Source organism: Roseivirga misakiensis, assembly GCF_001747105.1.
Classification (GTDB): domain Bacteria; phylum Bacteroidota; class Bacteroidia; order Cytophagales; family Cyclobacteriaceae; genus Roseivirga; species Roseivirga misakiensis.
This window is the reverse complement of the sequence record NZ_MDGQ01000005.1, coordinates 2237647-2258580: the sequence shown is the minus strand read 5'-3', so window position 1 is coordinate 2258580 and position 20934 is coordinate 2237647. Positions and strand designations below refer to the sequence as shown.

Genomic DNA, 20934 nt, shown 5'->3' with positions numbered 1-20934 from the left:
AACCCGACCGATTGCACTATATTTGATGAGGTCTTACAATAGTATCTGACTTGTTTTAAAGCATTAGAATTTACTAATAACTATATCCGTGAAAATACTTTTTGTACAGAAAGAAGGAGGAATATTTGGTGCTGAAAACTATCAGTTGAAAGTTATTCCAGGCCTGCTTGACGAAAATGTTGTAATAGAATTTCTAAGATTATACACCAACCTTCAAGGGGGGAAAGGGGGCGAATTTGTAGACCGCCTCACTAACATGGGAGTAAAAGTCCATGAGATTAATATTAGTAAATATCCTACTCCTTGGGTGTTGGCTAAAATACATAGGGTAGCTAAAGCCGGAAGTTATGATCTTATACATACGCATCTTATTCATGCAGATTTTTATTTGGCATTAGCGAAACTTCTTTTCCAAGGAAAGTACACCTTGGTTTCGACAAAGCATGGCTATGATAATGCCTTCACTTCGAAGTATGGGTTTGATGCGTCTAAACAGACCAAAACACCTTATTTTTTAATAAGTAAATGGTCTGAGAAAAGAATGCGTGCATCCTTTACCATTTCTAAAGGTTTAAGAGATTTTTTTGTTAAAACTAAACTATCTACATCCGATAAAATGGAGTTGATACATTATGGTTTTGATATGGCAAATCATTTTGAAACAAAAGGACTGTCTCAATTTCGATTAGCCAAAAAACAATTGATTATTGTCGGACGTCTCGTAGCCTTTAAAGGACATCAGTTTCTAATAGATGCAATGGAATTAGTTAAGAAAGAGTACAGCTCTGAGGTTAAACTGTTAATTGCAGGTACTGGTGATTTAGAAGATGAACTAAAGAGAAAGGTGTGTAACTTAAGGCTTAAGGATCAAATTTCATTTTTGGGTTATAGTGAGAATGTAGGGGAATATATGGCTAATAGTGATATTGTGGTGGTGCCTTCAGTCTCTGAAGGCTTTGGTGTTGTTTTTCTTGAGGCTTTTGCCGCCAAAACTCCTGTTGTATCATGGGATGTGCCAGCGGGAAATGAATTAATGAAGCACGCTGAATCTGGATATCATGTTGAGCCTTATGATATTAGGAAGTTGGCTAATCAACTGATTTCAATCTTTGAAAACCCAGAAGTTCAAACTAGAATAGCCGAAAATGCATATTCTAACTTGATGGAATATTATAATTTAAATCGCATGGTGACGGAGACAATTGCATTCTATGAGAGGTCAAGGAGGATTTGAACTACCTGGCCTTTTTATAGCCATTGTACTTTTCACTATTATCGTGACTTTGGTTGGGTATAGAAATATTCCAAGCCAATTTCGTGGTATAATGGGAGGATCCATATTCTTGAGAATAATCGGTGTTCTTGCATATTCTTTTGTCGTCTTTTCAATTTATAGTGGAGCCGCCGACCCCGTTGTTTATTTTAGGTGGGGTCAGAGGTTTGCGGATTATTTTAAGGAATTCAGTCTAGAACCCTTTTTTAACTCGGATATTTGGAGAGGTCCTGCACTAACAGGAACAAATTTTGTCGGGTACCCAGCCGCATTTGCAATTCTTTTGGTTGGTGAGAGCTTTCGGGGTACATGGTTATTATATTCTTCCCTTTGTTTAATTGGCCTATTTTTCTTTGCAAAAGTATTTTTCAGAGCCTATGGTGGGATTGATTATAAATGGTACCTAACATTGGTGCTTTTGTACCCCTCGTTATGGTTCTGGACAGCTAGTATAAGTAAGGATACTTGGATGATTTTTGGCGTGGCTGTCTTCTTAACAGGCATGGTCTCTAAGAAAAGAAAACAAAGTATTTATGTAATGGCTTTTGGCTTACTTTGGTGCTATTTAGTGAGACCACAAGTTGCTGCTATTCTCGCGTTTTCTTTAGCTGGATCTTACTTCCTTGGTTCCTTTAAGAAATTCACTTTTCAGAATGTTGCCATATTAGTCCTTTCTGTTGTGGGCGCCTTATACTTTTTGTCGGTTGTCGGAGTTAATGAAGTTACAGAAGTTACGAACTACGCCACAGACCAACGAGCTAAATCCTCTTATGGAGGTAGTCAAATCCAGCTTTTTCGGGGGCCGTTGGCTTTTATTTTTGCACCAGTGAATATACTTCTGAGACCTTTTCCATGGGAAGTTCGTAGTGCGTTGCAGGTAATTAGTTTTTTTGATATATACTTCATTTGGTTTCTGGCACTTAGAAATCGGAAAGCAGTTTTTAGGGCTATTAGAATGATACAGAAAGATAGACTTGTGGCATTTAGCCTAATTTTTATCATATTATTCTCTGTTGGAGCAGGTTTAGCGTTAAGTAATTTAGGGCTTATCGCAAGGCAAAGGATAATTTTATATCCTTTCATGTTTATTATAATTTATGCTTATTCAGATAAACGGGTGATGTTCCTTGCCCAGAAAAAGAAAAGGCGGAGAGAGGAAAAACTCAGAGAAATTGCAGCACTCCAAAAAGCCTAAATTTCTTTTAATTGGTGGATTCGCATCCTCACTGATCAACTTTCGTGGCCCGCTATTAAGAGCGCTTACGCTTAAATTTGACGTGTACGCCACCGCACCCTTTGTCGATCAAGATACTCGCCTTAAAGTTGAAGCCTTGGGAGTTACGTGCATTTCTAACAATTTTGAGCGTACCGGTCTAAACCCAATTAAAGACTTGTTAGCCTTTAGGCAGTTAAAACAGGAAATAAGGGCTATAAAACCCGATTATGTTTTAGCCTATACGATCAAGCCAGTAATTTTTGGATTGATGGCCTCAGGAAAAAAAAACGTAAAGAAATACGCCTTAATAACTGGCCGAGGTTCAGGCTTTGATTCAAACACCTTCAAAGCACAAACAATTAGGAGTATAGTAAAGAGGCTTTATAAAAGATCACTTTCCAATGTTGAAGGGATTATCTTTCAGAACTCAAATGATGAGATATTTTTCATCGAAGAGAGTATTATATCGAAAAACGCAAACTCGACTGTAATAGAGGGCACAGGTGTAGATTTAGCTTACTACCATGCTTCTAAAAGCAAGAATCGTGAGGATTTGGACAAGATTAAGTTCTTGTTTGTCGCTAGACTTATCAAGGAAAAAGGAATTCCGGAGCTTTTTGAAGCAACGAAACAGCTCAAAAAGTACTACGATAACTTTGAAGTACAACTTTTGGGATGGGTAGATCCAAATCCGGGAGGAATTTCTAAAGAAGAAATTGAGGCAATGGACGCCACTGGGGTTATAACTTATTTGGGTACCACGGATGACATTCGTCCATTTATGGATAATGCCGATGTCTTTGTTTTACCGACTTACTACAATGAAGGATTACCGAGAACAATACAAGAGGCTATGGCTATGTCCAAACCTATAATAACCACTGATCATCCAGGCTGTAGAGAGACTGTTGTTGAGGGTGAGAATGGTTTTCTGGTACCAACAAAGAATGCAGATGTCCTGCGAGATAGGATGGAATACTTTATCAAAACCCCCCAAGCAATTCGATCAATGGGAATAGCGAGTTTAAGCATGGCTCGAGAAAAGTTTGATGTGAATAAGATTAACAGTCGAATTTTTGAATTTATGCAGTTAACCAATGTATAAAAGAGGAGGCAAAAGGCTTTTTGATTTCTTTGTTGGGCTTATTGGTTTTACAATTCTATCTCCAGTTTTTTTATTGACGGCTTTGTTGTTATTGCTTGTTAACCGAGATACACCGTTTTTTTTTCAATCTCGTCCTGGGCTTCAAGGTCGTATATTTAAGATTTTCAAGTTCAAAACCATGACTGATGCCAAGGATGCGGATGGTAATTTGTTACCTGATAAAGACAGGCTTACATGGGTTGGAAGTTTAGTGAGAAAGCTATCATTAGATGAAATTCCGCAATTGATGAACGTAATTTTAGGGGATATGTCTCTAGTCGGCCCTAGGCCTCTTTTAGTAGAATATTTGGGTCTTTATAATGCTGAGCAGTCAAAAAGGCATGATGTTCGGCCCGGAATTACTGGTTGGGCACAGATTAACGGCAGAAATGCACTGAGTTGGGAAAAGAAATTTGAGCTTGACGTTTGGTATGTGAGTCACCAATCTTTTGGCTTAGATATGAAAATCTTATTTTTAACTGTCCTAAAGGTCTTGAAACCACAGGACATCAGTTCGGATACTTCAGTTACTATGGAAAAATTCACAGGATCACCAGAATGATATTATACGGAGCCTCAGGACATGCGAAAGTGATCATAGATATTCTTGAAAAGGAAGGTATTGAAGTTGACTTCTTGGTTGATGCTGATAGAAGTATCACGGAGTTACAATCTTATAAAGTGATTCATGAGCCGGATTACAAAGAAAAGGAGTCTGATGAGGTCATAATATCCATAGGCTCTAATCTTATTCGTAAAAAACTAGCTGATAAGTTGAGCGTGAAATATGGCTGGGCAGTTCACCCAAATGCAGTTCTTGGAGATGGAGTTGTTATAGGACAAGGCTCGGTTGTTATGGCTGGAGCGATTATAAATAGTGCCACCACAATAGGGAATCATTGTATTATTAACACGACGGCTTCAGTAGATCACGATTGTGATTTGAAAGACTTTGTACATGTTTCACCCAATGCGACTTTATGCGGAACAATTGAAGTAGGTGAGGGGACGCAAATCGGTGCAGGGGCCACAGTTTTACCTAATCTAAAAATTGGAAAGTGGGTCACAATCGGTGGTGGATCAGTAATAATTGAAGATGTTCCAGATCGAGCTGTTGTAGTCGGAAATCCTGGCCGAATAATTAGATATAATGAGTGAAAAACCAAGGATTTGGCTGTCTTCACCCCACATGAGTGGGCACGAGCAGAACTTTGTGCAGTCGGCATTTGATTCAAACTGGGTAGCACCCCTGGGTCCAAACGTAGACGGTTTTGAGACTGATTTACAAGATTACTCTGGTGTGGAGCATGCCGCAGTATTGACAAGCGGTACAGCGGCAATTCACTTAGCATTAATCATCTTGGGTATTGAACGAGGTGACGAAGTCTTAGTCTCGAGTTTTACATTTTCTGGCTCGATTAACCCTATTGTCTATCAAGGTGCTGTCCCTATCATGATAGACAGTGAATCAGATACTTGGAACATTGATCCTTTGGCCTTGAAAGAAGCAATACTGGATAGGATTTCTAAGGGTAGAAAGCCTAAGGCGTTAATTCTAGTTCATCTTTATGGTATGCCTGCCAAGCTGGATGAAATAATATCTGTTTGTCAAGAATTTGAAATTCCGATCATAGAAGATGCTGCGGAAGCATTAGGCTCATCTTATGGCGATAAAAAGCTGGGTTCATTTGGTGATTTGAGCGTTTTCTCATTTAATGGCAATAAAATAATTACAACTTCTGGGGGGGGAGCGCTACTTTCTAACAACCAGAAATGGATTCAAAAAGCAAGATTCCTAGCTACTCAAGCCAGAGATAACGCTGTTCATTACCAGCATAGCGAAATAGGATACAACTATAGAATGTCAAACGTTGTCGCAGGTATAGGAAGAGGGCAAATGATAGTGCTCGACGAATGGGTTCAGAAAAGGCGAGAGATTAACCAGTTTTATAAGGGGATATTTGAAGATATCGATGGTATTGATGTATTGACTGAACCAAATGATAAGTTCTTTTCTAACCATTGGCTTACAGCGGTTAATATAAATACAGAAAATGCAGGAATCGACAGAGAGACGCTGAGGCTTAGAATGCTAGAGGATAATATCGAATCAAGACCTTTGTGGAAGCCTATGCATAAGCAACCAATTTTTGAATCTTATCCGTTTTATGGTGGTCACGTATCAGAAACATTGTTTCAAAATGGTCTTTGTTTACCTTCTGGTTCTAACTTGGGTGAAGAAGAGTTGTCTCGGATAAAGGAGAATATCGAAAATACGCTAAGTAATAGATGATTAGTAGAATAAAGACATTAAATGTATTGCCTAGGTGGATCATTGTATTCATCGATTTAATGGTATTCTCCTTTTCGGCGCTTGCAGCCTACCTTTTGAGGCTAAATTTTCAATTAGATCAGCTTTATGAATACGATTTTGTAAGAGGCATTATAATTTTTACAGCTGCTGGTTTAATCAGCTCATTGCTTACTCGCAGTTTTGCAGGAATAATCAGGTATACTGGTACTCAAGATACTGTTCGTGTATTTTACGCCAATTTACTGACCCTGCTCATAGTTTTGGCGGTCAATTATATCTCCAAGAATTCTGTTCCAAATTCTGTTGCTGTGATAGCCTTTCTAGCATCACTTGTTGCCACCATAAGTTATCGACTCCTGGTGAAAGAACTCTTCGCTTTCTATAGAACTGTTCCAAAAGCGCAACGCAAAATTTTGATCATGGGGGCTGGCCAATCCGGAATGCTTACTAAGCAACTTTTGGACAATGATACCAGTTCGAACATCAAGGTTGTCGGTTTCTTAGAGGACAACGATCGGAAGATTGGGAATATACTTTCTGGTGTAAAGATATTTTCGGCGATAGAGGAATTCCAAAAGGTAGTCATGAAGTATGGACCTACTGAATTGATTATTGCAGCTTCCAAAATTTCATTAGAACGTAAAAATGACCTTGTAGATAAGTGTCTAGAATTTGGTATTAAAGTATCAACAGTTCCTACGGCAGATCAGTGGATTGGTGGTGAATTTGATATTTCTCAGATTAAAGAAGTTAGAATTGAAGATCTACTAGGCCGAAATATGATTGTGTTAAACAATCAATATGTTTCTAAGGAAGTAAATGGGAAATCAATCCTCGTGACGGGTGCTGCTGGGTCTATTGGGGCAGAAATAGTGAGGCAACTTGTCAGGTATGAACCTGCAAAAGTTGTACTGCTAGATCAATCAGAGACAGGGTTATTCGAGATTGAAAATGAAATTCGAGGTATAATCAATATGCAGGACCGCTTGACCTGTTTTATAGCTGATGTTACAAATTTAAATCGCATTAGAGAGTGCTTTTCTATTCATAAACCAGATATAGTATTTCACGCTGCGGCTTATAAGCATGTACCGATGATGGAAATAAATGTTTCCGAGGCTATAGCCTGTAATATTATGGGGACTAAGAACTTGGCGGATATTTCAGTTGAGTTTGAAGTACAAAAGTTTGTCATGATTTCTACTGACAAAGCGGTGAATCCAACTAGTGTAATGGGGGCTACAAAACGGGCCGCAGAAATCTATGTTCAGTCGTTAAATGAGCTGTTGAGTACGGTAGGTAAATCTAACGTAAGCTTTATTACGACTAGATTTGGAAACGTTTTAGGATCTAACGGTTCAGTGATTCCGATTTTTAAGAAGCAAATACAAAAAGGAGGGCCAATTACCGTTACGCATCCCGATATCACACGTTACTTCATGACTATTCCTGAAGCCTGTAGTCTTGTTCTTGAAGCTGCTACTATGGGTACTGGTGGTGAGATCTTTGTCTTTGATATGGGTAAGTCCGTTAAAATTGTAGACTTGGCCAAAAGGATGATTCAACTCTCGGGCTTGGTTGAAGGAAAAGATATTGAGATATCATTCACAGGCTTGAGGCCGGGGGAGAAGCTTTTTGAAGAACTTCTTGGTGATGAAGAAAACAATATGGCGACACACCATCCAAAAATCATGATCGCCAATACGCGTAAGGTGGACTTTGCTGATGTCAAAACAGATTTTGATGCATTAAGCAACCTTCTTAACGAAGAAAAGGAAACAAAAGACTTTGAATTAGTTGGGCAGCTTAAATCTCTAATAATAGAATACAAGAGTAAAGCTTCTCGTTTCGAAGTTTTGGACTAATAAGTACGATTTGGTAAAAGTTCTTACCTGAACTTAGGCTTCCTTCTTGATGGTGATAATAATTCTGAAAGGAAGTTATCTGGCAAGTAGAATTCAAGCCTTATTGAGAAGATATAGTACGCATCGTTATTTTCTCTTCCTCGTGTATTCCCCTTCAATCTAGCCTCAAAACCTCCTTCTACAGACCTGTCGTAGATTTGTGCAGCTATATTAGCTTGTTCAGATCCTGGCCCTCCATTCCACTCAATAACTTCGCTAATACTTGGGTAAACAGTTGCGACGTCATCTAAATAATCGGTAAATGTAAACCTTCTAGCTCCTTCCAATAAAATGTCTATTTGTCGACTAGCCTTTATTCTTAGACCAACTCCGAAAGGAATAACAGTAACAGCTTTAGGGTAGGATGAAACAGGAGCGGCAGCTTCAGTTTGTATTTCCCATAAATTCACCGAATAATTCCCTTGATCGCCTGGCAGATATGTTTTCGGTCTATTTGTGGTTCTTCCTATACCAAAAAGTAAGTATGGATTCACGACAGGGCGTCTTGTATAGCTTCCATCAACTGGAATTAGGTTAAATACTGCTAATAAAGATAATTCTAGGTTCCGAGAACGGAAATTTAAATTTCTGATAAATCGAGTATCATTTTCACCCGAAGCTCTTCCACCTGGTCGGTTAATGATTGCGTTAGCACCACCTTCGGCGTCATCGCCACCGATTTGATAATAGTTAAGGTCAAGTCTTAAAGAGAGTTGAGAGCCAAACTTTCTACGGATTCCGCCATTTAGGCTCCATCCAGAGGCACTAGAGAATCCATCATAAAGCACGTCGTGCATGTCTCCATGATAGGTAGCAAGTCCAAGTCCATAAGAAGCCATCCATAGACGGTCTCTTCTTCTGGAGTAGAAACTTTGAGCATCTGCTATGTCAACAAACGCTATAAAAAGGCATAAGATGAAAGTAATTTTTCGCATCGAGATAATCTCAATTAGTACAAAGCTAATTAAATGGTGGCTGAGAGCAAAATAATCTCGGAAGAGGAATTCAAATTTAACATAAAATAGAGCAAAAAAAAGTCTTCTGATGACGTTCAGAAGACTTAGCGCACTCGGAAGGAGTCGAACCCTCAACCCCCAGAGCCGAAATCTGGTGCTCTATCCAGTTGAGCTACGAATGCTAATACTATTTCAGTGCAGCTTGAACTTTTAGTGCTGCATCTTTTAAAACTATTGCAGATTCTACTGCCAAACCACTTTCATTAATGATTTTAGCTGCTTCTTCAGCATTTGTCCCTTGTAATCTTACAATGATCGGAATTTCAATATTTCCGATTTTTTTGAAGGCTTCCACTACACCATTAGCTACTCGGTCACATCTTACGATACCACCAAAAATGTTTATTAGGATTGCCTTCACATTTGGGTCCTTCATGATAATTCTGAAACCAGCTTCAACTGTCTCAGCGTTAGCAGTTCCCCCAACATCCAAAAAGTTAGCTGGCTCTCCACCAGATAATTTAATGATATCCATGGTAGCCATAGCTAAACCAGCACCATTTACCATACATCCAACGTTACCATCTAACTTCACATAGCTTAGACCGTATTCTCCAGCCTCAACTTCTGCAGGGTCTTCCTCAGTAACATCTCTTAATTCTAATAAGTCTTTATGTCTGAAAAGACCGTTGTCATCTAGATTTACCTTAGCATCTACTGCTAAGATCTGATTGTCTGATGTTTTAAGAACTGGATTGATTTCGAATTGAGAGGCATCGCTGTTTTCATAAGCCTTATATAAAGAAAAGATGAATTTTACCATCTCCTTCATGGCTTGCCCTTCGAGACCTAACTTAAATGCAACTTTTCTAGCTTGAAAGCCTTGTAGTCCAACGTTAGGATCAATCCACTCTTTGATAATCTTTTCCGGAGTTTCTTCAGCTACAGTTTCAATGTCCATACCACCTTCGGTAGAAGCCATAATAACGTTGCAACCTTTTGCACGATCCAAAAGAATGGACAAGTAGTATTCTTTCGGTTCCGAATCGCCAGGGTAGTATACATCTTGAGCAATTAGAATCTTGTTAACCTTTTTACCTTCTGGGCCAGTTTGGTGAGTCACCAAAGTGCCACCAAGTATCGCCTCAGATTTAGGAGCTACTTCGTCCAAGCTTTTGGCTAAGACCACTCCATTAGAACCAGTTTCTTGAACCTTGCCCTTTCCACGCCCACCCGCATGGATTTGAGCTTTTAGTACATACCAGCTAGTGCCGGTCATTTCATTGAGTTTTTTAGCGGCATTTGTTGCGTCAGCTGGTGAGTCTGCAACAATTCCTTCTTGAATCTTAACTCCGTATCCCTTTAAAAGCTCTTTGGCTTGGTACTCATGAATGTTCATATCCTTGTCTCAAATTTTGTGCGAAGCTATACCTTTGGGCTTATAATTACAAGTGAAATCGGACTATTACTGATATCTCGGTGATGGTTGTATTACTTTAATCCTTATGTTTGAATCGATATGAACAAACCCATACTTTCTGCAACAAAATTAACCAAGTCTTATTCGACGCTAAAGGTGTTAAATGGAGTTGATTTAGAGGTAGGTGGAAAAGAGATTCTTTCAATCGTTGGGGCTTCAGGAGCTGGTAAAAGTACACTCCTGCATATACTAGGAACACTCGATTTATCGGATGGCGGTGATCTACTGATAGATGAAACCAGAGTCGCCGATTTATCAAGTCAACAGCTGGCGAGTTTCAGAAATAAAAAGCTGGGTTTTGTTTTTCAGTTTCATAATCTACTACCTGAATTTACGGCTTTAGAAAATGTGTGTTTGCCTGGGTTTATTGGTGGTAGGCCAGAGAAAGCCGTCAGGTCAAGAGCAACAGAACTTTTGAATAGCCTCGGTTTGGGTAAACGTGCTTTACATAAGCCCTCTGAATTATCTGGAGGTGAGCAACAAAGAGTAGCGGTAGCCCGATCATTAATTAATGATCCCGCGATTATTTTTGCAGATGAGCCAAGCGGAAATTTAGATTCGAAAAATGCGGAAGAACTTCACAAGCTTTTCTTCAAGCTTCGTGATGATTTTGACAAGACATTCGTAATTGTCACGCACAACCCTGAATTAGCTCAAATGTCTGATCGGAAGGTAGAAATTGCAGATGGTGTTATCGCGTCCGCTTAGTGACTTTACATCGAATTGATGATTTACCGTATAGTGATTTAGGTAAGTAAACACCAAAACGAAATCCAAATCTTAAATAAGCATCATTGGTTCCATCACCTCTAGGGGTTCCTGCCGAAACGGCTTGAACAGGTGGGTTTAGTGCTGTTCTTGGATCAGATAATAAACCTAAAGTCGCAGCGTCAACTCCATTTGTATCTGAAAAGGACGAAGGGTCTCTATAAACACCGTTTACATTGTCCAAGTAGCCCGTTAGTGCTTGGGTGTATTGAAACTCTACTTGTAAGTCTACATACCTGGAGATGTAAATATTCACGCCACCACCAAATGGTATAACTAAGGCAATACCTCCATATTGTACCCCTTCCAACGAAAGAGGTCTTAAATCGTAATCACTGCCGTTTAAAGAAGTTTTGGGATTATTACTCGTGATTCCAGCCCCAAGATGTATGTAAGGGTTGAGAAATGCTCTGTCCTTGTAACCTGATCTTGGGTGTCTAAACATGTAATAGACACCTTGAACGACAAACTCGGTGTTAACAGCCTTGAAGTTGATGTTTCTAGTGTTGTTGGCTGGTATTGGCGAAAGTGAATCATCTGCTTGTATTCTGTAAACACTTAACGATGTTCTGATAGCCAACTTATCGGTGAATAGGTGTTCATAACCTAGAGTCGCACTTAAACCTGCTTGTAAGTCAGCATCATTAATTCTTCTCAGTTCACCTAAATAGGTGTTCATACCAAAGCCGAAAGATGCCTTAGAAATCCTATCAAAATCGCCAGTAGTCACGTACTGCTGAGCAGTGCCAATTGAGCTGACTAAAAGAAAGAGGAGGAGTAGAGTATACTTACTTGAACGTATGTTTTTCATGCGAACTACAAATTTATAATTCGAACGAACATTTTCGTGTTTTATTCAACTTTTAATTCTGAAATCATCCGTTCTAAGTGTTTTTTAGCTCCAAATAGATCGGAGTACACCGCTTTGATCCTGAGTTCTTTATCTATTAAGTAGGTTACTCTTTTAGGGATTTTTACCACAGGAATTAAAGCGTCGTATGCTTTACAGACATTTCCGTTGGCGTCGCTGAGTAATTCAAATGGAAGGTTGTGAGCACTTTTAAATTTTTTGTGTTGACTTATGGAGTCTCTGCTTATTCCAAAAACGGCCACATCCAAACCTCTTAACTCAGCAAACCCATCTCGAAAACTACACGCTTCTTCTGTACAGCCCGGTGTGAAATCTTTAGGGTAAAAATAGATGATACAAGGAACGTTATCCCTGAGAACGAAGTTCTCATCACTTGTGCTTGGTAACTTAAATTCTGGAGCTTTTGCACCCTTGTTTAACGCCATAGAAAAAGGTCTTTTATTCTGTTAAATCTACTATAAAACCAGATATTCGTTTGATCATGTCAAAAGGAGTTCTTTATATGCTTTTGGCCACGCTCATTTTTGCAATTATGAACGTGCTCATTAAGTTCCTTCCAAACATTCCTGCAATAGAGATCATATTGTTCAGGTCAATTGTTTCCTTTCTGATGTCCGGTATTTCACTTAAGGTAAAGAAAATACCATTGCTCGGTACGAATCGTAAAATTCTCTTCTTTAGAGGTCTTGCAGGAGCCATTGCATTGATAATGTTTTTTACGACACTTCAGGAAATTCCTTTAGCCAGTGCTGTCACGTTGATGTTTCTTAGCCCAATATTTACATCCATTTTGGGTATCTGGATCGTAAAGGAAAAAGTAAACAATCTCCAATGGTTATTCTTCGCTATTTCTTTTGCAGGTATAGTGATGATCAAAGGCTTTGATACTCGAATTTCTACTTTAATGGCCCTGTTGGGTGTTGGTGCGGCCTTCTTTTCAGGCGTTGCTTATAACATGATTAGAAAGCTAAAGACGTCCGAACATCCGTTGGTTATCATCTTTTATTTCCCATTAGTCACCTTGCCGATCGTTAGTATTTATTCTGGCTTCAATTGGGTAATGCCTGAAGGAGAAGAATGGGTTTATTTATTGGGTGTTGGCGTATTAACTCAGTTTGCACAATATTTTATGACCAAATCATATCAGTCTGAAGAGCTGGCAAAAGTGGCCAATATTAATTTTATTGGAATCATCTATGCCCTAGGTTTTGGCTACGTGTTTTTCGACGAGAGTTTTAATCTGCAAACCTACTTAGGGATGACCGCAGTGATGTTGGGCGTAGTACTAAATGTGACATTTAAAAACAGAAAAAAGCGTGAAGTTATATCAGGTTGATTCGTTTACGAAGGAGGTATTTAGAGGTAACCCTGCAGCTGTTTGTATAGTCGATCGTGAGTTATCGGAGGCACAAATGCAAAGTATAGCCTTGGAGATGAATCTTTCCGAAACGGCTTTTGTGAGGTTAGGCGAGGAGTCCTGTGATTTAAGGTGGTTTACACCAGCCAGAGAAGTGCCGCTTTGTGGGCATGCTACTTTGGCATCGGCGTTTGTCTTATTTGAAGAGGGATATTGGAACAAAACTGAGCCAATTATTTTTAACACGCTGAGTGGTCAATTAATTGTAACTAAGAACAGTAATGGTTCATTGTCCATGGACTTTCCGTCTACCATACCGAATAAAGCGGATGAGGACATCAATAAAATTGAAAAACTATTTGGGGGAGAGGTTATAGAAACCTTAAGAATCCCCGGTGAATTAATAGTTATTCTAAAGAATCCGGAGGACTTGTTCAGTACCGATCCTGATTCGGGTGTTATAGCAAGTCTAGCCAAAAACGGCGTGATCGTTTCAGTCTGGTGTGGGAATGAACAGTATGATTTTGCTTCAAGATACTTTGCGCCAAACTTAGGAATCAAAGAAGACCCTGTTACTGGTTTTATGCACACCATATTGACGCCTTACTGGGCAAACAGAAAAGGACAGGACTCCTTTAAAGCCCTTCAAGCTTCAAGCAGAAGTGGCGATCTTTGGCTCACTTTAAAAGGCGATCGAGTAGTAATAACCGGCAATGCGGTTAAAGTTTTTGAATCTAATTTTGACTTTTAGTTTTTCATCAAGATCAGAGGTGTACGAGCTTTAACGGTAAGACTACCAGATCTTTTGCGACCAATTCCTGATTCGTTGATTTGACTACCATCATTGACAAGTGTCCATTCACCTTTTGGTAAAGCGATCGTTTTATTCAAATCTGATCCATTGAGCAACACTAATATGTTCTTCCATGAATCTCCATTGGCATTGTCCTTAATCTGGTAACCGAGAAAATTTTCACCGTCTGTGTCAATAAATTCTAGATGTTCCTGAATCATTTCGGTATCTGGCATTCTAAAGGCCGGATGGTTTTTTCTTAGCGCAATTAATGCCTTGTAGTAGTTGAATAGGTCAATATATTCAGCCTTTCTATTCCAATCGATTTGGTTAATTTCATCAGGCGATTGATAGGAGTTTTCTTCACCATTTTTAGTTCTCAGCATTTCCATACCGGCATGTATAAAAGGTACCCCTTGAGAAGTTAATACGATCGTTTCGGCCAGTTTATGCATTTGAATAAGTTCGGCTTCGCTAGCTTCTGGATTGGATATTTTTAATCTGTCGTATAAGGTATGGTTATCATGGCACGAAACGTAGCTGATCGTTTGTGAAGGTTCAGAAGCCCAAGGTGCATCAGAGTAATTCACAGCTTTATAGTCTAGCTGTGGATGTTGAGTTGAAGCGACTATTCCAAATTTGATACTTTCTTTCATGCCTTTTCCTTGGCTTACAAAACCACGTTGTTCATGCTCGAAGACACTTCCTTTTAAACCATCTCTTAGGTCGTCGCTAAACGCCGATACCTTTTCCATTTTGTAGGTATTGGCTTTCAACGCTTGCTGTTCTGAGGGTAGTGGAGAAGCACCGGCGGTCCAACCTTCACCGTAGACAAAAATTGTAGGATCAATTGCCCGTACGGCTGCACTTACTTCATTCATGGTTTCAATGTCATGAATACCCATAAGATCGAACCGAAAACCATCTAAATGGTATTCATTTACCCAGTGTTTCACAGATTCAACCATGTATTTGCGCATCATGTAGCGTTCTGAGGCCGTTTCATTACCGCAGGCCGAAGCATCAGAAAAACCACCTTCAAGGTTTTGTCTGTAGAAATAATTCGGCACGAGTTGGTTGAAATTTGAATCCTCAGTCTGCCCTGTGTGGTTGTATACCACGTCTAAAATCACACGGATACCATTATCGTGAAAGGCTTTTACCATTTCCTTAAATTCTCTAATCCGCACTTTCCCATCATAAGGATCAGTCGAGAAACTACCTTCTGGAACATTATAATTGAGCGGATCATAGCCCCAATTATACTGCGCTTCGTCAAGTCTAGTTTCATCAATTGATTTGTGATCAAACGTTGGAAGTAAATGAGCATGAGTAATACCCAATTCCTTCATATGATCCATGCCAGTGGTTAGATTTTGAGGGCTTTTCGTACCACTTTCAGTAAAGGCTAGATACTTTCCTTTATTTTTTGCCCCAGAACTCTCATGGATTGACATGTCCCTAATGTGCAATTCGTATAAAATGATGTCGGTATAATTCTTCATCGCTGGTCGTTTGTCATTTTCCCAGCCTTTAGGGTCAGTGGTACTCAAGTCTACTACCATGGATCGTTGACCGTTTACGCCAACGGCTTCAGCATATAAGTCTGGCTTTTCTTGAAGCCATTGTCCTTTTTGCATCACCTTGTAAGTGTAATAACTCGATTCTACATCACCCTTTATCTTGAAAGTCCAAACGCCATTCTTTGCTTTTTTCATCGCGAAAGTCTCTACTAAATTATCGCCATCCCCAGCGCTATAAAGGTTCAACTTCACTTCCTGTGCTTCGGGCGACCACATTTTAAAGGTCGTTCCCGACTTTGAGTAAGTAGCGCCTAGATCATTTCCTTCGTAAACAGGGAAATCATCGAAACTCTCATAAGTCACAATACTATCACAACTCATTAGCAAAATGAATAATAGAATGATCGAACTTAATATTTGCTTCATAAGGATTCATTTAATGTCCACCAGATGGACTTAATTTTGAAGATGTAGAATTACTTTCTTTAACTAGGAGCCATAGAACAGCCGAAATCCCGAGCGCTATAGCACTGATAATGAATATTACAGATTTATCGGCCTGATCGTTAATAAACTTACCAAGCGCAGATGCTACCAATTGAGGGACGACTACTGATAAGTTAAAGAGCCCCATAAAGAGCCCCATTTTTCGCTGATCTACTTTTTCAGACATGATGGCGAAAGGCAAACTCACAACCGCGGCCCATCCCACGCCTACTACTACCATTAGGACGAAAAATGTAGTGGAGGTTTGACCGAATAGAATGATCAAGACATACCCAATAGCCATTGTAGCAATGCACAGCATATGCGTTTTAACGCGACCGATTTTCTTTGTTATCGGTTCTAAGACTAAAGCAGGGAGTAAAAACCCAACAGTATTTAGCACTGCAAAGGAAACACCAGTAATAAATCCAATCTCGTCATTTTGAGCATCGGCTAGTGTATCGGCTGTGCCGAAGCCCATTATATTTTCTTTTATGTAGGCAAACGTATATACGAACATAGTTTGGACACCCAACCAGGTGAATGCATGAGCAATGCATATTTTGATAAACTCGGGCATGTTGGTCGTACCACCTTGACTCTTTGAGTCGTCGCCCTCGCTTGCATCAAGTGTTTTCGGTTCCGATATGAATAGGGTAGGGAAAATGGAAAAGATGAATACTAAGGCCGCCCCCAGATAGATTAGCGTGTAATTACTCACGAATGCACCAATGAGATAAGCGATAACGCCGAAGAAACCAGAGATTGTTTGCATCCAAGTATAGCCACTCGTTCGGACATCTCCTTCGGGGGTTACATCTGCGATAATTGACCTTGTTGGGTTAAAACTGATATTGATCGCTAAATCCAGTGACAAAGCTACGGCGATCGCGACGCCTAGAATTTCCTCAACACCTAGTGCATTTCCAATCTTATCGATATTGGGAAGGGCTAAGAGCATCAAAGCAGCAATTAAACCTCCTATCAAGATGAATGGCCGCCTTCTACCTCCCCAAAACCAAACTTTATCACTTACTATTCCAATGATCACTTGGCCGATGATTCCGGCAAGGGGACCGGCCGCCCAAACTATACCTATTTCATGTAAGTCGAATCCAAATTTGGTGTTTAGAATCCAGCTTAAAGCAGCAATTTGCACAGACAAGGCAAAGCCCATGGCCGTGGCTGGCAAGCTGAGTAATACAAAAAATGACTTTTTGAAATTCTTTTGAATGGGAAGCATATCGGACTTAGTGGATTAAACCAAAAAAGAAAGATAGCCCTTTAAAAACGAAAGGGAAATGCTAACGTTTGCACCTCCCTTAATTCTATTGGTTGTAAGCTTTTACTTATCTCACGTTAAATGTGCCAATACCCATTTCATAGGTGTCAGCAAGTATAATCACCTTATAATCCCCAGTATCAAATTGCGATCCTTTGTCATAGACAAAACTGAGCTCTTGCTTAGAGTTATCGAAAACAATCTCTTGCATAGCCGTATAGAATTGTTCCTTTCCGTCAACTTTAAAGGAACCTGAACCGCGTGCTACATCAAATATTACGTTGCCTGATGGATCCACTAACTGGATCATGATTTTATGTCCTGCCACAGGCGCTACATCATTTTCAGCGATATTAAATGTGACTTTGATTTTTTGGGCTTGCCGTTTTCTAAAGTTTCCTTCTTTTTCGCGGCCTCTACTGTTGATATTGAAAATTTTGATGTTTTCAGCTCTGTGTTTAGCTGCCAAAGAGATTTTCTGTTGATATTGTCTTTCTCTTTCAGCTGCCGCCGTAATCGTTTCGTTCAACTCGTTTTTATCAATTTTCAACTCGTTGTTTTCTTCGAGCAATTCGTCATTGATTCGCTTCAAATCCGCGATTTCAACATCTTTGGCTAGTAGTAGCTCTTCATAGCCATTAACTTTTTTATCCAGACGTTGTATAAGCGCCTTGTTTGCTCTTCTCGTTCTTTGGAGTTGATCTCGCTCAGAAGTAATAGAATCTTTAAGTATTATCAATGAATCGATGTCTCCACCCAAGTCAGAAATCTCTAATATTTTACCATTCAATTCGATAGAGATACTATCCAGTTTGGAAGTCAAATTAGCCCTAGTAGCATCATACTCGGCTTGGATGGCCTCTCTTTCTTTAACCCCCTCATTAATTTTTAAAATGGCACCTGTCACAACGATCGCCAAAACAGCTATTAGAATAATTCTAATGATGTCTCTGTTGCGCTTTGTTTTATCTTCACTCATACAGTCGGTAATTAATAAACTAACCAAATAACGTCTAGCTAGTTATATATTTGGCGAAGTACTTAAACTTTTCTTAATAATTCAATCCCATTGAAAAGAGATACAGAAATTGTTAAACTCGATAGCGACTATTGGACCTCACGCTATGAGAAAGGTCAGACAGGTTGGGATTTAGGTAGCGTATCTACGCCCATAAAAGAATACATCGATCAGCTTGACGATAAATCAATCAAAATTTTGATTCCAGGAGCTGGTAATGCTTATGAGGCAGAGTACCTGTGGAACTCTGGATTTAAGAATATTTATGTGGTCGACTTGTCGCAAAACCCTTTGGATAATCTTAAAAGTAGAGTTCCAGGTATACCAAATGCACAATTGATAAAAGGAGACTTTTTCGACTTAGCAGATCAATTTGACTTAATTCTTGAGCAAACATTCTTTTGTGCTTTAAACCCGCAGTTGAGAAAGAGCTACGTTAATAAAATGAACTTGCTTTTGGTGCCAGGTGGTAAATTAGTTGGGTTACTGTTCAATTTTCCACTAACTGAGAATGGACCTCCTTTTGGTGGGAGCAAAGAAGAGTATCTTTCGCTATTTGAATCAAAATTTAAGATCGATACCATGGAAACAGCTTATAATTCCATAAAGCCTAGAATGGGAAATGAGCTTTTTATAAAGACGGTAAAATCAAAAGTTTAGGATGTAGTGTTGCTTATCTAATTTGGGGTTAATCCATAATAATCCCGCTTCAAAGACATCGATAGAGAGCGTAACTTCGGGTCTTGAAATCAAGTTCTTCCATGCCGAAGCCATTTCTTTAGACCAATGGATATCGTCTAAAATGATAATAGATTCACTATGGCAGTTGAGCAAAATCATATCGAAATACCTCAATGTAGGTTCAAATCGATGATTTGCATCTATATAGACTAGGTCAACTTTTCTCTCGTTTTTCAAAACTTTTGGTAGTGTTTCATCAATATTCCCGACGATTAACGCTATGTTTTCTCGCTTTGAAGCTTTGAAGTTGTCTGAAGCTATTTTTGCAATGTTCGGGTCACCTTCCAGCGTAGTCACTTTCACTTGCGGATCACTACTTAGATAGAGTGTATTGATACCCAAAGAAGTCCCGAGTTCTAGCACCTCTGTAAATTGAAAGTGATGAATAAGGTGCTTCATCATTTTTGAAAATTTAACCGGAGTACTGGCATATTTGGCGATAGACCGAATGGATCTTTGGCCGCTAGACGAAACTCTAGAACCTGCGCCGAAATCAGTAAGCTGAATACTTCGGTTATCCGATAACATCTGCTGATGTATTTGCGCTATATCTGGGGAATCGGAGTGTTTTTGTTTGAGTACTTGAGTGAAAAAGCTATAGATAAAAGGAGCATGTAATGAGTGCTCATCCACCCGTTTTAACCAATAAATCAGAAAGGAAATAACTTGAAACAAAACTTAGTTCAAGAGATAGGGGACTATCATATTGAATTCAGGGATATTGACTGCGAATTCTTTACCGTCAACCACCTTTTCCATCATATAGGTGCCATACATTTTGCCGAATCCTGACCGTAAGTTACAGCCCGAAACATATTGGTGTTTCTGCCCAGGCTCCAATACGGGTTGTTGCCCTACAACACCATCACCTTCTACTTCACGCATTGCATTATTAGCATCATGAATGTACCAGTGTCTTCTGTGGAGTTTAATGGTATAGTCACCGTTATTTTCAATCGTAATTCTATAAGTAAAAACATAATGAGATTGGCCAGGGCTAGAGTACTCCGGCTGGTAGTTTGTTTCAACACAAACTTTTATCCCATCTGTAATTGCAGTAACAATCATTATCTGTTTACTTATGACGTTTAAAGTTATAGATTAGTTCTAAAATAACTAGTCGAGTAAAGGAAAATTCAATGGCCGTAAGAATTGAGGAGAGTTGGAAAGAAGTATTGGTAGATGAGTTTGAAAAACCTTATTTCAAATCACTGATTTCGTTCGTCAAAGAGGAGTATAATAAAGGAACGGTTTACCCGAAAGGTGCTGATATTTTTCGCGCTTTCGATGCTTGTCCCTTTGACGAAGTAAAAGTGGTCATTCTGGGTCAAGACCCTTATCATGGTCCAGGTCAAGCCAATGGTCTTTGTTTTTCAGTGCATGAAGGCATCCCTTTTCCGCCTTCTTTAGTCAATATTTTCAAGGAATTGAAGAATGACCTTGGATTGGAGATTCCACCAAATGGCTCTTTAGAGCGATGGGCAAATCAAGGTGTTTTACTCCTGAATTCAACGCTTACAGTGAGGGCACATCAGGCTGGGTCGCATCAGAAGAAGGGTTGGGAAGAATTTACGGATGCCGTGATTAGTCAATTGGCCAGTAGAAAGAAGGACGTTGTTTACATCCTTTGGGGTAGCTACGCCCAAAAGAAAGGTGCTATAGTAAATGTCAATGACAATTGCGTTTTGAAATCACCGCATCCATCACCATTATCAGCACATAGAGGTTTTTTCGGCTGCGGCCACTTTAGTAAGGCCAACGCATATTTGGAGGGTAGAGGCCTTCCGACAATAAACTGGTAAAAGAAG

21 protein-coding genes and 1 tRNA gene are annotated in these 20934 nt (G+C 39.5%); 12 read left to right on the top strand and 10 right to left on the bottom strand.

All coding sequences use genetic code 11. The annotated features are described in order from the left end of the window. Positions 1-88 precede the first annotated feature (88 nt). From BFP71_RS17510 to BFP71_RS17480, 7 genes are read left to right on the top strand one after another with little or no spacing between them, the layout of a single operon-like run. The gene (locus BFP71_RS17510) at positions 89-1234 is read left to right on the top strand and encodes a glycosyltransferase family 4 protein (protein ID WP_069836705.1); all 1146 of its coding nucleotides are present in this window, start codon (positions 89-91) and stop codon (positions 1232-1234) included. Then, positions 1212-2468 carry a hypothetical protein gene (locus BFP71_RS17505; RefSeq protein WP_069836704.1) on the top strand — a complete coding sequence of 419 codons (1257 nt, stop codon included), beginning with the start codon at positions 1212-1214 and terminating at the stop codon, positions 2466-2468. The genes BFP71_RS17510 and BFP71_RS17505 overlap by 23 nt, the downstream gene beginning before the upstream one ends. Then, positions 2446-3594, top strand: a complete 1149-nt coding sequence (locus tag BFP71_RS17500; protein ID WP_069837150.1) for a glycosyltransferase family 4 protein — start codon at positions 2446-2448, stop codon at positions 3592-3594. The genes BFP71_RS17505 and BFP71_RS17500 overlap by 23 nt, the downstream gene beginning before the upstream one ends. Then, positions 3587-4195, top strand: coding sequence for a sugar transferase (locus tag BFP71_RS17495; protein ID WP_069836703.1), 609 nt, complete (start codon positions 3587-3589; stop codon positions 4193-4195). Before BFP71_RS17500 ends, BFP71_RS17495 begins: the two co-directional genes overlap by 8 nt. Continuing rightward, positions 4192-4791, top strand: a complete 600-nt coding sequence (locus BFP71_RS17490; RefSeq protein ID WP_069836702.1) for an acetyltransferase — start codon at positions 4192-4194, stop codon at positions 4789-4791. Before BFP71_RS17495 ends, BFP71_RS17490 begins: the two co-directional genes overlap by 4 nt. Beyond that, a complete protein-coding gene (locus tag BFP71_RS17485; RefSeq protein WP_088125100.1) occupies positions 4784-5926 on the top strand; it encodes an aminotransferase class I/II-fold pyridoxal phosphate-dependent enzyme in 1143 nt (380 codons plus the stop codon). Before BFP71_RS17490 ends, BFP71_RS17485 begins: the two co-directional genes overlap by 8 nt. Continuing rightward, positions 5923-7812 carry a polysaccharide biosynthesis protein gene (locus BFP71_RS17480; RefSeq protein WP_069836700.1) on the top strand — a complete coding sequence of 630 codons (1890 nt, stop codon included), beginning with the start codon at positions 5923-5925 and terminating at the stop codon, positions 7810-7812. The genes BFP71_RS17485 and BFP71_RS17480 overlap by 4 nt, the downstream gene beginning before the upstream one ends. Before the next feature lie 23 nt (positions 7813-7835). On the opposite strand, the gene BFP71_RS17475 is transcribed toward BFP71_RS17480, so the two are convergent. The 3 genes from BFP71_RS17475 to sucC form a co-directional block, all read right to left on the bottom strand. Beyond that, positions 7836-8786 carry a hypothetical protein gene (locus BFP71_RS17475; RefSeq protein WP_069836699.1) on the bottom strand — a complete coding sequence of 317 codons (951 nt, stop codon included), beginning with the start codon at positions 8784-8786 and terminating at the stop codon, positions 7836-7838. Between the two features lie 129 nt (positions 8787-8915). Beyond that, a tRNA-Arg gene (locus BFP71_RS17470) sits at positions 8916-8989 on the bottom strand. A 5-nt stretch (positions 8990-8994) separates the two neighbouring features. Next, positions 8995-10206 (bottom strand): ADP-forming succinate--CoA ligase subunit beta, encoded by a 1212-nt coding sequence (sucC, locus tag BFP71_RS17465; protein WP_069836698.1) that lies wholly within the window; start codon positions 10204-10206, stop codon positions 8995-8997. A 120-nt stretch (positions 10207-10326) separates the two neighbouring features. On the opposite strand from sucC, the gene BFP71_RS17460 reads away from it, so the two are divergent. Further along, entirely contained in the window at positions 10327-10995 is a 669-nt protein-coding gene (locus tag BFP71_RS17460; RefSeq protein ID WP_088125099.1) for an ABC transporter ATP-binding protein, read from the top strand. On the opposite strand, the gene BFP71_RS17455 is transcribed toward BFP71_RS17460, so the two are convergent. Then, positions 10979-11866 (bottom strand): hypothetical protein, encoded by an 888-nt coding sequence (locus tag BFP71_RS17455; RefSeq protein ID WP_069836697.1) that lies wholly within the window; start codon positions 11864-11866, stop codon positions 10979-10981. The two genes, BFP71_RS17460 and BFP71_RS17455, sit on opposite strands and share 17 nt — an antisense overlap. Before the next feature lie 41 nt (positions 11867-11907). Next, the gene (locus tag BFP71_RS17450; RefSeq protein ID WP_069836696.1) at positions 11908-12351 is read right to left on the bottom strand and encodes a peroxiredoxin; all 444 of its coding nucleotides are present in this window, start codon (positions 12349-12351) and stop codon (positions 11908-11910) included. A 56-nt stretch (positions 12352-12407) separates the two neighbouring features. Between BFP71_RS17450 and BFP71_RS17445 the strand changes: the two genes are divergently transcribed. Next, on the top strand, positions 12408-13262 hold the full coding sequence (locus tag BFP71_RS17445) for a DMT family transporter (RefSeq protein ID WP_245701865.1): 855 nt from the start codon (positions 12408-12410) through the stop codon (positions 13260-13262). After that, positions 13243-14034: a PhzF family phenazine biosynthesis protein gene (locus tag BFP71_RS17440; protein WP_069836695.1), complete on the top strand. Its 792-nt coding sequence runs from the start codon at positions 13243-13245 to the stop codon at positions 14032-14034. Before BFP71_RS17445 ends, BFP71_RS17440 begins: the two co-directional genes overlap by 20 nt. Here BFP71_RS17440 and pulA read toward each other — a convergent pair. From pulA to BFP71_RS17425, 3 genes are all read right to left on the bottom strand, one after another. Further along, positions 14031-16025 carry a type I pullulanase gene (gene pulA / locus BFP71_RS17435; RefSeq protein ID WP_069836694.1) on the bottom strand — a complete coding sequence of 665 codons (1995 nt, stop codon included), beginning with the start codon at positions 16023-16025 and terminating at the stop codon, positions 14031-14033. The genes BFP71_RS17440 and pulA overlap by 4 nt on opposite strands. 10 nt (positions 16026-16035) lie before the next feature. Then, positions 16036-17328, bottom strand: coding sequence for an MFS transporter (locus BFP71_RS17430; protein WP_069836693.1), 1293 nt, complete (start codon positions 17326-17328; stop codon positions 16036-16038). A gap of 106 nt (positions 17329-17434) precedes the next feature. Continuing rightward, complete coding sequence (locus BFP71_RS17425; protein WP_069836692.1) at positions 17435-18346, bottom strand: hypothetical protein; 912 nt, start codon at positions 18344-18346, stop codon at positions 17435-17437. 90 nt (positions 18347-18436) lie between these two features. On the opposite strand from BFP71_RS17425, the gene BFP71_RS17420 reads away from it, so the two are divergent. Beyond that, the gene (locus BFP71_RS17420; protein ID WP_245701864.1) at positions 18437-19045 is read left to right on the top strand and encodes a methyltransferase domain-containing protein; all 609 of its coding nucleotides are present in this window, start codon (positions 18437-18439) and stop codon (positions 19043-19045) included. On the opposite strand, the gene BFP71_RS17415 is transcribed toward BFP71_RS17420, so the two are convergent. Together BFP71_RS17415 and apaG are read right to left on the bottom strand one after the other, a co-directional pair. Continuing rightward, positions 19034-19801 carry an O-methyltransferase gene (locus BFP71_RS17415; protein WP_069836691.1) on the bottom strand — a complete coding sequence of 256 codons (768 nt, stop codon included), beginning with the start codon at positions 19799-19801 and terminating at the stop codon, positions 19034-19036. The two genes, BFP71_RS17420 and BFP71_RS17415, sit on opposite strands and share 12 nt — an antisense overlap. A 3-nt stretch (positions 19802-19804) precedes the next feature. After that, positions 19805-20194 (bottom strand): Co2+/Mg2+ efflux protein ApaG, encoded by a 390-nt coding sequence (gene apaG / locus BFP71_RS17410; RefSeq protein WP_394331367.1) that lies wholly within the window; start codon positions 20192-20194, stop codon positions 19805-19807. Positions 20195-20265: 71 nt separating this feature from the next. Between apaG and ung the strand changes: the two genes are divergently transcribed. Beyond that, a complete protein-coding gene (ung, locus tag BFP71_RS17405) occupies positions 20266-20928 on the top strand; it encodes a uracil-DNA glycosylase (RefSeq protein WP_069836690.1) in 663 nt (220 codons plus the stop codon). Positions 20929-20934 lie beyond the last annotated feature (6 nt).

Excerpts from the sequence above, each read along its gene's own strand:
- BFP71_RS17505 (WP_069836704.1), top strand. The coding sequence starts at position 1,212 with ATGAGAGGTCAAGGAGGATTTGAACTACCTGGCCTTTTTATAGCCATT.
- BFP71_RS17495 (WP_069836703.1), top strand. The coding sequence starts at position 3,587 with ATGTATAAAAGAGGAGGCAAAAGGCTTTTTGATTTCTTTGTTGGGCTT.
- BFP71_RS17490 (WP_069836702.1), top strand. The coding sequence starts at position 4,192 with ATGATATTATACGGAGCCTCAGGACATGCGAAAGTGATCATAGATATT.
- BFP71_RS17485 (WP_088125100.1), top strand. The coding sequence starts at position 4,784 with ATGAGTGAAAAACCAAGGATTTGGCTGTCTTCACCCCACATGAGTGGG.
- BFP71_RS17480 (WP_069836700.1), top strand. The coding sequence starts at position 5,923 with ATGATTAGTAGAATAAAGACATTAAATGTATTGCCTAGGTGGATCATT.
- BFP71_RS17475 (WP_069836699.1), bottom strand. The coding sequence starts at position 8,786 with ATGCGAAAAATTACTTTCATCTTATGCCTTTTTATAGCGTTTGTTGAC.
- sucC (WP_069836698.1), bottom strand. The coding sequence starts at position 10,206 with ATGAACATTCATGAGTACCAAGCCAAAGAGCTTTTAAAGGGATACGGA.
- BFP71_RS17460 (WP_088125099.1), top strand. The coding sequence starts at position 10,327 with ATGAACAAACCCATACTTTCTGCAACAAAATTAACCAAGTCTTATTCG.
- BFP71_RS17455 (WP_069836697.1), bottom strand. The coding sequence starts at position 11,866 with ATGAAAAACATACGTTCAAGTAAGTATACTCTACTCCTCCTCTTTCTT.
- BFP71_RS17450 (WP_069836696.1), bottom strand. The coding sequence starts at position 12,351 with ATGGCGTTAAACAAGGGTGCAAAAGCTCCAGAATTTAAGTTACCAAGC.
- BFP71_RS17445 (WP_245701865.1), top strand. The coding sequence starts at position 12,408 with ATGTCAAAAGGAGTTCTTTATATGCTTTTGGCCACGCTCATTTTTGCA.
- pulA (WP_069836694.1), bottom strand. The coding sequence starts at position 16,025 with ATGAAGCAAATATTAAGTTCGATCATTCTATTATTCATTTTGCTAATG.
- BFP71_RS17430 (WP_069836693.1), bottom strand. The coding sequence starts at position 17,328 with ATGCTTCCCATTCAAAAGAATTTCAAAAAGTCATTTTTTGTATTACTC.
- BFP71_RS17425 (WP_069836692.1), bottom strand. The coding sequence starts at position 18,346 with ATGAGTGAAGATAAAACAAAGCGCAACAGAGACATCATTAGAATTATT.
- apaG (WP_394331367.1), bottom strand. The coding sequence starts at position 20,194 with ATGATTGTTACTGCAATTACAGATGGGATAAAAGTTTGTGTTGAAACA.
- ung (WP_069836690.1), top strand. The coding sequence starts at position 20,266 with ATGGCCGTAAGAATTGAGGAGAGTTGGAAAGAAGTATTGGTAGATGAG.